This is a genomic window from Amycolatopsis sp. DSM 110486 (assembly GCF_019468465.1).
Classification (GTDB): domain Bacteria; phylum Actinomycetota; class Actinomycetes; order Mycobacteriales; family Pseudonocardiaceae; genus Amycolatopsis.
Map to the genome: position 1 here is coordinate 5667538 of NZ_CP080519.1, position 12072 is coordinate 5679609.

General features: G+C 70.5%; 12 protein-coding genes. 8 read left to right on the plus strand and 4 right to left on the minus strand.

Annotated features, from left to right (window positions below; all coding sequences use genetic code 11):
- Positions 1-4 precede the first annotated feature (4 nt).
- From gcvT to K1T34_RS27545, 5 genes are all read left to right on the plus strand, one after another.
- A complete protein-coding gene (gene gcvT, locus K1T34_RS27525; protein WP_220237685.1) occupies positions 5-1111 on the plus strand; it encodes a glycine cleavage system aminomethyltransferase GcvT in 1107 nt (368 codons plus the stop codon).
- Positions 1112-1180: 69 nt separating this feature from the next.
- The gene (gcvH, locus tag K1T34_RS27530; RefSeq protein ID WP_220237686.1) at positions 1181-1558 is read left to right on the plus strand and encodes a glycine cleavage system protein GcvH; all 378 of its coding nucleotides are present in this window, start codon (positions 1181-1183) and stop codon (positions 1556-1558) included.
- Positions 1559-2833, plus strand: a complete 1275-nt coding sequence (gene glyA, locus K1T34_RS27535; RefSeq protein WP_220237687.1) for a serine hydroxymethyltransferase — start codon at positions 1559-1561, stop codon at positions 2831-2833.
- Positions 2830-3834 carry a lipoyl synthase gene (lipA, locus tag K1T34_RS27540; RefSeq protein ID WP_220237688.1) on the plus strand — a complete coding sequence of 335 codons (1005 nt, stop codon included), beginning with the start codon at positions 2830-2832 and terminating at the stop codon, positions 3832-3834. Before glyA ends, lipA begins: the two co-directional genes overlap by 4 nt.
- 17 nt (positions 3835-3851) lie before the next feature.
- Positions 3852-5222 carry an L-serine ammonia-lyase gene (locus K1T34_RS27545; protein ID WP_220237689.1) on the plus strand — a complete coding sequence of 457 codons (1371 nt, stop codon included), beginning with the start codon at positions 3852-3854 and terminating at the stop codon, positions 5220-5222.
- A gap of 193 nt (positions 5223-5415) precedes the next feature.
- On the opposite strand, the gene K1T34_RS27550 is transcribed toward K1T34_RS27545, so the two are convergent.
- Both K1T34_RS27550 and K1T34_RS27555 read right to left on the minus strand, forming a co-directional pair.
- Positions 5416-5607, minus strand: coding sequence for a hypothetical protein (locus tag K1T34_RS27550; protein WP_220237690.1), 192 nt, complete (start codon positions 5605-5607; stop codon positions 5416-5418).
- Complete coding sequence (locus tag K1T34_RS27555; RefSeq protein ID WP_220237691.1) at positions 5604-6212, minus strand: helix-turn-helix transcriptional regulator; 609 nt, start codon at positions 6210-6212, stop codon at positions 5604-5606. Before K1T34_RS27555 ends, K1T34_RS27550 begins: the two co-directional genes overlap by 4 nt.
- 69 nt (positions 6213-6281) lie before the next feature.
- Between K1T34_RS27555 and K1T34_RS27560 the strand changes: the two genes are divergently transcribed.
- Positions 6282-7004 (plus strand): FadR/GntR family transcriptional regulator, encoded by a 723-nt coding sequence (locus K1T34_RS27560; protein WP_220247439.1) that lies wholly within the window; start codon positions 6282-6284, stop codon positions 7002-7004.
- Positions 7005-7065: 61 nt separating this feature from the next.
- Positions 7066-9045, plus strand: a complete 1980-nt coding sequence (locus K1T34_RS27565) for a transglycosylase domain-containing protein (RefSeq protein WP_220237692.1) — start codon at positions 7066-7068, stop codon at positions 9043-9045.
- A 52-nt stretch (positions 9046-9097) separates the two neighbouring features.
- Here the strand turns inward: K1T34_RS27565 and K1T34_RS27570 are convergent, their stop codons facing one another.
- Both K1T34_RS27570 and K1T34_RS27575 read right to left on the minus strand, forming a co-directional pair.
- On the minus strand, positions 9098-9754 hold the full coding sequence (locus K1T34_RS27570; protein WP_220237693.1) for an O-methyltransferase: 657 nt from the start codon (positions 9752-9754) through the stop codon (positions 9098-9100).
- Between the two features lie 25 nt (positions 9755-9779).
- A complete protein-coding gene (locus K1T34_RS27575) occupies positions 9780-10607 on the minus strand; it encodes an ABC transporter ATP-binding protein (protein ID WP_255637626.1) in 828 nt (275 codons plus the stop codon).
- 126 nt (positions 10608-10733) lie between these two features.
- Here K1T34_RS27575 and K1T34_RS27580 point away from each other — a divergent pair, with 126 nt between their 5' ends.
- Positions 10734-12071 (plus strand): PLP-dependent aminotransferase family protein, encoded by a 1338-nt coding sequence (locus K1T34_RS27580; protein WP_220237694.1) that lies wholly within the window; start codon positions 10734-10736, stop codon positions 12069-12071.
- Position 12072 lies beyond the last annotated feature (1 nt).

Here is a 12072-nt window from a genome sequence, read left to right on the forward strand (position 1 = left end):
ACTCGTGCCTGAATCAAACGCAGCCCGAGAGACCTCCCTGCACGCCGTCCACAAGGGACTGGGTGCGCTGTTCACCGACTTCGCGGGCTGGTCGATGCCGGTCCGCTACGCCAGTGAGCTGGCCGAGCACAAGGCCGTGCGCGAGGCGGCCGGGCTGTTCGACCTGTCGCACATGGCCGAGATCCACGTCCGCGGCACGCAGGCCGCCGACGTGCTCGACTATGCGCTGGTCGGCAATCTCACCGGCGTGAAGCCGGGCCGCGCCCGCTACACGATGATCTGCGACGCCGACGGCGGCGTGCTCGACGACCTGGTCGTCTACCGGCTCGACGACGAGGAGTACCTGGTCGTGGCCAACGCCGGCAACGCCGACGTGGTCGCCGAAGCGCTGGCCGAGCGCGTGGCCGGGTTCGACGCCGTGGTGGAGAACCGGTCCGCGGACACGGCCTTGATCGCCGTGCAGGGCCCGCGCGCGGTCGACGTGCTGGCCGCGGTGACCGACGCGGACCTGGGCGCGCTGAAGTACTACGCGAGCGCGCCCGCCGTGGTGAAGGGGCACGACGTGCTCCTGGCCCGCACCGGTTACACGGGTGAAGACGGGTTCGAGCTGTACGTGCCGGCAGCCGAGGCGCCGGCGCTGTGGCGAGCGCTGACCGACGCCGGTGAGGCGTTCGGGCTCGTGCCGTGCGGGCTGGCGTGCCGTGACACGCTGCGGCTCGAAGCCGGGATGCCGCTGTACGGCAACGAGCTCTCGCGTGAGCTGAACCCGTTCGCCGCCGGTCTGGGCCGCGTGGTGAAGTTCGAGAAGCCGGGTGACTTCGTGGGCCGGGCCGCGCTGGAGGAGCTGGCGAAGGCGGACGTTCCGCGCGTGCGGGTCGGGCTGCGGGCCACCGGCCGCCGGGCACCTCGGCACGGTTACGCCGTGCTTTCCGGCGACGCTTCGGTGGGCGAAGTGACCAGTGGTGCGCTTTCGCCGACGTTGGGTTACCCCATCGCGATGGCGTACGTCGATCGGGCCTACGCCGAGCCTGGTACGAAGCTTTCCGTCGACATCAGGGGCAGGATCGAGCCCGTCGAGGTCGTCGCCCTGCCCTTCTACTCCCGAGCCTGAGAGCCCAGCCCCCGCCCCACCGCCACCCTCAACGGAGCGGCTGCGCCGCACTGAAAGGATTCCAGCACAGTGAGCATCCCCCAGAACCTGTCCTACACCAAGGAACACGAGTGGCTGTCCGTCGTGGACGGCGTCGCGACCGTGGGCATCACCGCCTTCGCCGCCGAGTCGCTGGGCGACATCGTGTTCGTGCAGCTGCCCGCCGTGGGCGGCACGGTGACCGCGGGCGAGGTGTTCGGCGAGGTCGAGTCGACGAAGTCCGTGAGCGAGCTGTACTCGCCGGTGAGCGGCGAGGTCGTCGAGGTGAACGAGACCACATCGGACACCCCCGAGATCGTGAACTCCGACCCCTACACCGAAGGATGGCTCCTGAAGGTGCGGCTCACGGGCGACGTCCCGGAGCTGCTCGACGCGACCGCGTACGCCGCGCTCACCCAGGAGAACTGAATGACGACGTTCGACGCCCACCTGTCCGATGTGGACCCGGAGGTCGCCGCGGCCGTGGCGGCTGAGCTCGACCGCCAGCAGTCGACGCTGGAGATGATCGCTTCGGAGAACTTTGCGCCCGTGGGTGTGCTCGAGGCGCAGGGTTCGGTGCTGACCAACAAGTACGCGGAGGGCTACCCCGGCCGCCGCTACTACGGTGGCTGCGAGTACGTCGACGTGGTCGAGCAGCTGGCGATCGACCGGGCCAAGGCGCTGTTCGGCGCCGAGCACGCGAACGTGCAGCCGCACTCGGGCGCCCAGGCCAACGCGGCGGCGATGTTCGCCGTGCTGAAGCCAGGCGACACGATCCTCGGCCTCGACCTGGCACACGGCGGCCACCTGACGCACGGGATGAAGATCAACTTCTCGGGCAAGCTCTACAACGTCGTGGCCTACCACGTCGACAAAGAGACCGGGATCGTCGACGTCGCCGAGGTCGAGCGGCTGGCCGTGGAGCACAAGCCGAAGCTGATCATCGCGGGCTGGTCGGCCTACCCGCGCCAGCTCGACTTCGCGGAGTTCCGCCGCATCGCCGACCTCGTCGACGCTCGCCTGATGGTGGACATGGCGCACTTCGCGGGCCTGGTGGCCGCGGGGCTGCACCCTTCGCCGGTGCCGCACGCGGACATCGTCACCACGACCACGCACAAGACCCTCGGCGGCCCGCGCGGCGGCCTGATCCTGTGCCGTGAGGAGCTGGCGAAGAAGATCAACTCGGCGGTGTTCCCCGGTCAGCAGGGCGGGCCGCTGGAACACGTGATCGCGGCCAAGGCCGTGGCGCTGAAGATCGCGGCGAGCGACGAGTTCCGCGAGCGGCAGGAGCGCACGCTCGAGGGCTCGCGGATCCTGGCCGACCGGCTGTCGCGTTCGGACTGCGCCGAGGCGGGAGTGCGTGTGCTCACCGGTGGCACCGACGTGCACCTCGTGCTCGTGGACCTCGTCCAGTCCGCTTTGGACGGTCAGCAGGCCGAGGACCGGCTGCACTCCGTGGGGATCACGGTGAATCGCAACGCGGTGCCGTTCGACCCGCGGCCGCCGATGATCACCTCGGGCCTGCGCATCGGCACGCCGGCGCTGGCCACGCGCGGGTTCGGCGCAGAGGACTTCGCCGAGGTCGCCGACGTGATCGCCGAGGCGCTGAAGCCGGACTTCGACGACTCCGTGGCGCAGACGCTGCGCGGGCGTGTGGAGCTGCTGGCGAAGAAGCACCCGCTGTACTCGGACCTGTCGCGATGAGCGCGCAGCCCGAGGGGCGCAAGCTGCTGCGGCTGGAGGTCCGCAACAGTGAGACGCCGATCGAGAAGAAGCCGTCGTGGATCAGGACGAAGGTGCGGATGGGGCCGGAGTTCACCGAGCTGAAGGGCTTGGTGCGCCGGGAGGGCCTGCACACCGTCTGCGAGGAAGCGGGCTGTCCCAACATCTACGAGTGCTGGGAAGACCGTGAGGCGACGTTCCTGATCGGTGGTGACCAGTGCACGCGGCGGTGTGATTTCTGCCAGATCGACACGGGCAAGCCCGCCGAGCTGGACCGCACGGAGCCACGCAAGGTCGCGGAGTCGGTGCAGGCCATGGGTTTGCGGTACTCGACGATCACGGGCGTCGCGCGCGACGACCTGGATGACGGCGGTGCCTGGCTGTACGCGGAGACTGTCCGGCAGATCCACGAGTTGAACCCGGGCACCGGCGTGGAGTTGCTGATCCCGGACTTCAACGCGGATCCCGAGCAGCTGGCGGAGGTGTTCGGTTCACGGCCGGAGGTTTTGGCGCACAACGTGGAGACGGTGCCGCGGATCTTCAAGCGGATCCGTCCGGGGTTCCGGTATGCGCGGTCGTTGGAAGTGCTGTCGAAGGCGCGTGAGGCCGGGCTGGTGACGAAGTCGAACCTGATCCTCGGGATGGGGGAGACGGCGGACGAGGTCGAGCCGGCGATGCGGGACCTGCACGAGGCGGGCTGCGAGATCCTCACGATCACGCAGTACCTGCGCCCGTCGCCGCGGCACCACCCCGTGGACCGGTGGGTGAAGCCGGAGGAGTTCGTCGCGCACGCGCAGGCAGCCGAGGCGCTCGGGTTCGCCGGCGTGATGGCGGGACCGCTCGTGCGCTCGTCGTACCGGGCGGGTCGGCTGTACGCGCAGACCAAGGCCCACCGCGGTGAGGAGCTGCCGGAGAACCTGGCGCACCTCGCGGCCGAAGGCCCCGCAGCGCAAGAGGCCAGCTCGCTGCTGGCCAGACACTAGAGGGAAGGGGCGGGTCAATGGCGATCAGCGTCTTCGATCTGTTCTCCATCGGCATCGGGCCGTCCAGCTCCCACACGGTCGGCCCGATGCGGGCCGCGCGGACCTTTGTGGACGGTCTCGTCGACGAGGGCGTGCTGGACCGCGTGACGCGGGTGCAGGCGGAGCTGTTCGGCTCGCTCGGCGCGACCGGGTTCGGCCACGGCAGTGACAAGGCCGTGCTGCTGGGGCTGTCGGGTGAGCGTCCGGAGTCCGTCGACACGGAGACGGTGCCTGAGCGGGTCGCCGCGATCCGGTCTTCGGGGCGGCTGCTGTTGGGTGGCGTCCGGGAGATCTCGTTCGACGAGGATGCCGACTTGACGATGCACCGGCGCAAGTCTCTGCCGGCGCATCCGAACGGGATGGTGTTCCGGGCCTTCTCCGGCTCTTCCGAGCTGCGCACGCGGACGTACTACTCCGTGGGCGGCGGCTTCGTGCGCGACGAGTCGTACGAGACGGACGCGGTGTTCGTGGAGGACTCGACGCCGGTGCCGTACCCGTTCCGCACCGGTGCCGACCTGCTCGGCCACTGCGCGGCGACGGGGCTGCCGATCAGCGAGATCATGCTGGCGAACGAGCTGGCGTGGCGTTCCGCTTCTTCGGTTCGGGCCGGCTTGCTGGAGATCTGGGACGTGATGGCCGCGTGCGTTTCGGCGGGCATCGCCCACGAGGGCGTGCTCCCGGGCGGCCTGAAGGTCCCGCGGCGCGCCAAGGCGTTGCACGACAAGCTGATCGCCGAGGACGGCGTCGGGGATCCGTTGTACGCCATGGACTGGGTCAGCCTGTACGCGCTGGCGGTGAACGAGGAGAACGCTGCCGGCGGGCGCGTGGTCACGGCTCCGACGAACGGCGCCGCGGGGATCATCCCGGCTGTGCTGCACTACTACCAGCGCTTCATCCGCGGGTCTTCGGACGACGGCATCGTCACCTTCCTGCTGACGGCGGGGGCGCTGGGTTCGATCCTCAAGCAGACTGGTTCCATTTCGGGCGCGGAGGTCGGTTGCCAGGGTGAGGTCGGCTCGGCCTCGGCCATGGCGGCCGCAGCGTTGACCGAAGTGCTGGGCGGGTCGCCGGCTCAGGTGGAGAACGCGGCGGAGATCGGTGTCGAGCATCATCTGGGTCTTACGTGTGACCCGGTTGGTGGGCTGGTGCAGATCCCTTGCATCGAACGCAACGCCGTGGGCGCTTCGAAGGCGATCCACGCTGCGCGGATGGCGATGCGCGGAGATGGCAGCCACGTGGTGACCCTGGACAAGGCGATCAAGACCATGCGCGAGACCGGGGCCGATATGTCGGTGAAGTACAAGGAAACCGCGCGCGGTGGACTGGCGGTGAACGTCATCGAGTGCTGAGGTGCTCGTTGGGTGTTGGTTGGATGGGACCGTTCGGAGGGCGAACGGTCCCATCTTGCTTTTCGATGGGTTTCCGGCGACCTGCCCCGGCGGCTTTTGGAGCACCAGTCGGTGAGCGGGGCGCGCGTCGTCTCACCGATAGCGGTGCGTCAGTGGCCCCGTCGCTGGGCGAATAGCCCTGTCGAGGCAGGGGTCAGGCGGGCAGGCTGAACGGCGCGCGTTCGCTCCGTTCGGTCACCAGGCGGAGGCCCGCGTGGACGAGGAGCCAGCCGAGGCGTTGTCGGGGCGTGTGGCTGCGGGGCCGGGCGTGATGGCGCGCGGCGGCGGCGCGCAGTTCGGCCTGACGGGCGTGGACGAAGTGTTCGGTGAAGTCGTGCGGAATCATGGTGTCCCCAGTTCTTCGGTGGATTCGGCGTCGGGTTCCGGGTGGGCGGTGCGGGGAAACGCGGCCCAGTGGGTGACCACCGCGTCGTCGCCCGGGCGGGCGGGCCGGCGGTAGCGGTCGACCACGGCGAGGATGTCGTCGGACATTCGCCGGGCTTCTTCGGGCGTCAGGGAGAGCTGGTTGCTGGCCATCGAGGCGTTCTGTTCCCAGTTGTCCTGCCACCGTGGAAGCTCAGCGACGAACCGCGCCTCCTCCTCGTAGCGCTGCACCACGAGTTGGTGCAGGAACGAAGCCAGGTGCCCGGCCAGTTCCGGGTCGCCCGCGAAGTCGCCGGCGCGCATGGTCGTCGAGTCCTGCGCTGCTTTCCACCAGCGTTCGCGTTTCGAGCCTCGGCCGGGGTCTTCCGCGACCAATCCGGCGTCGGCCAGCTGGCGCAGGTGCCAGGACGTGGTGCCGGAGCTCTCGCCGACACGCTTGCCCAGCCCGGTGGCCGTCGCGGGGCCGTCGCGTTCGAGGAGGTCCAGAAGGCGCATCCGGAGCGGGTGGGCGAGCGCGCGCAGGGTGCGTGCGTCGAGGATCCGTTCGGTGCGTCCCTGGGAGCTCATGGCACCACTGTAGACCGCAGAGAATCCTTTGCAAAGAGGTCTCTGCGATTAGGCGGGCTTAGACTCGCCATCGTGGAGACGTCGGTGGCTAGCGCGAACGAGGCGCTGTTCCGGCCGGTGCGCGCGGGCAACGCGTTCGAGGAGACCGTCGAACGCCTGCTGCAGGCCATCCGCCTCGGCGTGGTCGGCGCGGGGGAGCGGCTGCCGTCGGAGCGCGAGCTGGCGGAGCGGCTCGGGGTGAGCCGCGTGACGCTCAGGGAGGCCATCCGCGCGCTGGCCGATGCGGGTTACGTGGAGTCACGAAGGGGGCGCTACGGCGGCACGTTCGTGAACGAGAACCTGCCCGAGCCGCCACCGAGCAAAACGCGGGAAATCGACGCGGCCGCCTTCGAGGACGCGCTGTGTCTGCGCCACGTGCTCGAAACCGGCGCCGCCGAGGCCGCTGCCGCGCGGACGCTCAGCCCGGCCGACCGGCAGCACCTCAAGACCACGCTCGCGGAGGCCGCGGCCGCCGACCTGGTCGACTACCGGCGCAAGGACTCCCGCCTGCACCTCGCGATCGCCGAGGTCACGGCGTCGAGCTCGCTCACCACGGCGATGGCCGACGCCCGCACGCGCGTGAACCAGCTGCTCGACCGCATCCCCCTGCTCGAGCCCAACCTGGACCACTCCAACGCCCAGCACGAGGCGATCGTCGACGCCATCCTCGCCGGCGATCCCGTGGCCGCGCGCCATGCGATGACCGAGCACATCGAGGGCACGGCGTCGCTGCTGCGCGCCTTCCTGTCGTGACCCGCCGTGAATTTCTCACCGAACCGCACAACCTTTTCACCCGTACGGCCGTCGTCCCATCGTGCTACGCGACACGGATGCCGAGACGGATGGAGCCACCAGCAGTGTCACGAACGAGCCGCCCGATGATCCCCGCGCCCGCCGTCGCCGCCGGTGGCGCAAGATCCGCCGCATCGCGTACTGCGGCTTCGGCGTCTTCGTCGGCCTGCCGCTGATCGCGTTCTGGGTCGCCTACCTGCTGATGGACGTCCGCAGCCCGCAGGACGTGCTCGCCTCGCTCGACAAGACCGTGGAGCTGAAGTACTCCGACGGCAGCGAGCTGCTCAAGGTCCTGCCCGCCGACGGCGACCGCTCCTTCGTGCCCTACGACAAGGTGCCCTCGAAGCTGCGCGACGCGATCATCGCCACCGAAGACCCGACGTTCTGGGACAACGCGGGCTTCGACCCCACCGGCATCGGCCGCGCGTTCCTGACCGGCGTCGGCGGCGGCTCGGGGATCACGCAGCAGTACATCAAGAAGTCGACCGGCGACGACGACGCGACGCTCGGGCGCAAGCTGCAGGAGCTGGTGCTCGCCACGAAGATCACGCAGCAGCAGAGCAAGGAACAGATCTTCACCAGCTACGTGAACATCATCTCCTTCGGCCGCGGCACCTTCGGCCCGGCCGCGGCGATGAACGCGTTCTTCGGCCGGCCGCTCGACGACTCCATGACCTGGAGCGAAGCCGCGTTCCTGGCCGGGATGATCCAGTCGCCCTCGGTGCACGACCCCGCCGTTTCCGGCGACGCACACGCGGCTAAACGCTGGACGTACGTGCGCGACAAGCTCGTGCAGCGCGGTTACGTCAAGCCCGCCGACGCCGCCACGATGGCCTACCCCGGCAAGGAAATCCTGCCGCCCTCGGAGACGCGCGCGAGCGTGACCTACGACGAGTACCACGTGAAGCAGCAGGTGCTCAGCGAGCTCGAACAAGACGGGTTCTCGCTTTCCCGGCTGCAGCAAGGGAATCTGGTCGTGCAGACCACGCTCGACCGCAAGGCGCAGGCGTCCGCGCGCTCGACGCTGGCCGACCGCCTGAAGGGCGAGCCGAAGGAGTTCCGGGGCGCGCTCGTGTCCGTGGACCCGTCCACCGGGGCGGTGCGCGCGTACGACGGCGGCGACAACGGCGTCCGCGACTACGCCGGCACGGAACACCCGGCGGGCTCGGCGTTCTACCCCTTCACGCTCACGGCGGGTCTGCGCGCCGGCGTCTCGCCCGACGAACCCACGGCCGCGCCGGGCAAGATCGACTTCCTGGGTGAGGACTTCGAGTACCCGCAGAAATGCCCGGCGACCTGTACGTTGCGCACGGCGATGACCTCGGGCGCGGACACGCCGTACATCGGGCTGGCCAAACGCGTCGGCGCCGACGCGGTGAGCGCCGCGGCCCGCGACGCGGGCATCCCGGAGGCGGTCGACGGCTCGCCGACCCTGCGCGAGAAGGACGGGTTCCTGATCGGCTCGGGCCTCGCCGTCGGGCGGTATCCGTTGCGGCCATTGGACTTGGCCGGGGCGTACGGGACCTTCGCGGCCGACGGGATGCGCGTCACGCCGCACCTCGTGGACAAGGTGCTCGACCAGGACGGCAGCGTCGTGTGGCAGCACGATGACGAGCCGCACCCCGCGTTCTCTGACGACCCGGGGGTGAGCGCGAAGATCTCCGCCGAGGTGACGAACGTGCTGCAGACGTTCCTGCCCGACGGCCGCCCCGCCGCCCTGCGCACAGGCGAGTTCCAGCACGGCAACTCGTCGGACTACCAGGACGCCTGGGCGATCGGCTACACCCCGCAGCTGGCCACGGCCGTCTGGGTCGGCTCCGACGACGAACGGCGGCTGTTCGACGCGCAGGGGAAGAAACTGATGGGTTCGACCGTGCCCGCGGACATCTGGCGGACGTTCATGGTGCAGGCGGAGCAGGGGCAGCCGATCAAGGAGAACGGCGGGGTCGAGCCGAGGTTCGCCCCTCCGCTCGCGAAGCAGACGGCCCCACCCGGTCGCTGATCTTCCCGTGAAGGGCGCCGTTCATGCGCGCCCTTCACGGGAAGCGATCAGGTCAGCGCACGCGGGCGAGGACGAAACCGTCGTAACCCTTGTCTCCCACCGTCTGGATCGCGGTGGCCTCGAGGCGGTCGTCGCCGGTGAGAGCCGCGAACATCTCGCGCACGCCCCGCACGGACGGGTCCGTGCTGGTGGCTTCGAGCACGGCACCGTCGCGGACGACGTTGTCGACCACGATCGTGGTGCCCGGCCGCGAAAGCCGCACGGCTTCGGCGACGTAGGGCGCGAGGTTGGCCTTGTCGGCGTCGATGAAGACGAAGTCGAACGGCCCCGTGAGCGTGGGCAGGGTGTCGAGAGCGGCGCCGACGCGGATGTCGGCCACGTCGGGCCCGAAGCCGGCGCGGTCGAGGTTCGCGCGCGCCACGGCGGCGTGCTTCGGGTCGTATTCGCAGGTCACCAGCGTGCCGCCGGGCGGCAGGGCGCGGGCGAGCCAGATCGTGCTGTAGCCGCCGAGCGTGCCGATCTCGAGGATCGAGCGGGCGCCGGCGGTGAGAGCGAGCAGGTTGAGCAGTTTGCCTTGTGTGGGCGACACGGCGATGGCCGGCAGGCCGGCCGCGCCCGACTCGGCGAGGGTGGCGTCGAGCACCGGGTCGGCGGGGAGCAGGGCTTCGGCCAGGTAGTCGTCGACTGCGGTCCAGAGTTCGCGGGTCATGGCACCTCCGGCACCAACCTAGCGACTATGCGGCGCGCCGGCCCGCCTTCGGGATCACCAGCGGGGTGCTCGTCTCGGGACACGGCATGACGCGGCACGGCAGTTCGAAGATCTTCTCCACGTTCTCCTCCGTCACGACCTCCTCGGGCGTTCCGGTGGCGAGCACCTGGCCGTCGCGCATGGCGATCATGTGGGTGGCGTAGCGGGCGGCGTGGTTGAGGTCGTGGAGCACGGCGACGAGGGTGCGGCCCTGTTCGGCGTGCAGCTGCGCGCACAGATCGAGGATGTCCATCTGGTGCGCGATGTCGAGGTACGTCGTGGGTTCGTCGAGCAGCAGCAGGTCGGTCTGCTGGGCCAGCGCCATCGCCATCCACACGCGCTGGCGCTGTCCGCCGGACAGCTCGTCGACGAGCCGCTCGGCCAGGTCCGAGACGCCGGTGGCCGCCATGGACTCGGCGACCACGGCGGCGTCGTCGCGGGACCACTGGCGCAGCAGGCGCTGGTGGGGGTAGCGGCCGCGCGCGACGAGGTCGGCGACGGTGATGCCGTCGGGCGCGACGGAGCTCTGCGGCAGCAGGCCGAGGCGGCGCGCGACCTCCTTGGCGCCGTAGCTGGAGATCACCGAGCCGTCGAGGTAGACGGAGCCCTTGCGGGGCTTGAGCATCCGCGCGAGCGCGCGCAGGAGCGTGGTCTTGCCGCACGCGTTGGGGCCGACGATGACCGTGAACGACTTGTCCGGGATGACCACGCCGAGGTCTTCGGCGACGGTGCGCCCGTCGTAAGCGAGGGTCAGTTCCTCGGCGTGCAGCCGGGGCTCGGTCCGGGCCGGTGCTTCCGCGATCGTCTGTTCCACACAGGTTAGGCTAACCTAGTGACCCTCGTTCGGGGAGTTCCCTGGGTCGCATTGGCCGAACGTGACCAGCCGGTGTCATCATGCGGACGGGGTTCTGTGCGGTTCACGGCGTAAGCGAAGGTGGCGATGGATGACTACCGGGTCGTCGCGGACGAGCTCGCCGCCGACATCGAAGCCGGCCGGCTGAGGCCGGGCGACCGCCTCCCGCCGCAACGCCGGTTCGCGCGCGACCGCGGCATCGCCGGCTCCACCGCCGCCCGCGTCTACGGCGAGCTGATCCGCCGCGGCCTGGCCGTCGGGGAGGTCGGCCGGGGCACCTTCGTACGGGCCGCGCGCCCGGCGCCCGAGCCCGGGCTGGCCGAACCCGGCGACGCGCGCGTGGACCTCGAGCTCAACTTCGCCGTGCTGCCGAGCCAATCCGCGAAGCTCGCGTACGCGCTGGAGCCGCTGCTTCGCGCCGACGTCTTCACCGACGCCCTGCACCCCGTGGGCGCCGCGGGGACGAAAGCGGTGCGTGAAGCCGCGGCGGGACTGCTGTCTCGCGGCAGCTGGGAGCCCGACCCGGCGACGGTTCTGGTGACGGGCAACGGCCGCCAGGGCATCGCCGCCGCGATCTCCATGTTCGTGCCGCTGGGGGAGCGGCTCGCGGTCGAGGCGCTGACGTACCCCGTGGTGAAGGCGCTGGCCACGCGGCTGGGTGCCGAGCTCGTGCCCATCGAAACCGACGCCGACGGCCTCGTCCCGGCCGCGCTCGAAGCCGCCCACGCGGCGGCGCCCGTGCGCGCGCTGTACGTGCAGCCGACGCTGCACAACCCCCTCGGGCCGACGATGTCGCCCGCGCGCCGCGCCGAGCTGGCCGACACCGTGCGACGCCTCGACTTGCCGGTGATCGAGGACGGGATCTACACGTTCCTGCGCCCGGACGTCGAACCGCTGGCCGCGCTCGCGCCCGAGCGCACGGTGTTCGTCGACAGCCTGTCGAAGCGGGTCGCGCCCGGTCTCACCGCGGGGTTCGTGGTGTCGCCGGCGGCCTGGACCGCGCGGCTCGCGGGCGCCGTCCGTTCGGGTGGCTGGGGTTCGACGCGGTTCGCGATGGAGGCCGCCACGCGCTGGATCACCGGCGGCGCGCTGGCCGAGGTCGAGACCGCGAAGCGCATCGACGCTGCCGAGCGCGCCACGATCCTCGACGAGCGCCTCGCCGGGTTCACGGTCGTCGGCGATCCGGCCGCGTACCACCGCTGGTGGGAGCTGCCTGAGCAGTGGCGCGCGGAGACGTTCGTGGCCGCCGCCGCCCGCCACGGCATCGCGTTGTCGCCGGCGGCCTCGTTCGCGGTGCTCCCAGGTCACGCGCCGAACGCCGTGCGGCTCGCGGTTTCGGCGCCACCCAAGGAAACCCTCGCGGCCGCGCTCGAGGTCCTCGCGACGTTGGCGGCCGGCTCGCCCGACGACACGTTGCCGGACTGAA

What these genes read in the sequence shown, in the direction of transcription:
- glyA (WP_220237687.1), top strand. Translation starts at nt 1,559, where the DNA reads ATGACGACGTTCGACGCCCACCTGTCCGATGTGGACCCGGAGGTCGCC.
- lipA (WP_220237688.1), top strand. Translation starts at nt 2,830, where the DNA reads ATGAGCGCGCAGCCCGAGGGGCGCAAGCTGCTGCGGCTGGAGGTCCGC.
- K1T34_RS27545 (WP_220237689.1), top strand. Translation starts at nt 3,852, where the DNA reads ATGGCGATCAGCGTCTTCGATCTGTTCTCCATCGGCATCGGGCCGTCC.
- K1T34_RS27550 (WP_220237690.1), bottom strand. Translation starts at nt 5,607, where the DNA reads ATGATTCCGCACGACTTCACCGAACACTTCGTCCACGCCCGTCAGGCC.
- K1T34_RS27555 (WP_220237691.1), bottom strand. Translation starts at nt 6,212, where the DNA reads ATGAGCTCCCAGGGACGCACCGAACGGATCCTCGACGCACGCACCCTG.
- K1T34_RS27570 (WP_220237693.1), bottom strand. Translation starts at nt 9,754, where the DNA reads ATGACCCGCGAACTCTGGACCGCAGTCGACGACTACCTGGCCGAAGCC.
- K1T34_RS27580 (WP_220237694.1), top strand. Translation starts at nt 10,734, where the DNA reads ATGGATGACTACCGGGTCGTCGCGGACGAGCTCGCCGCCGACATCGAA.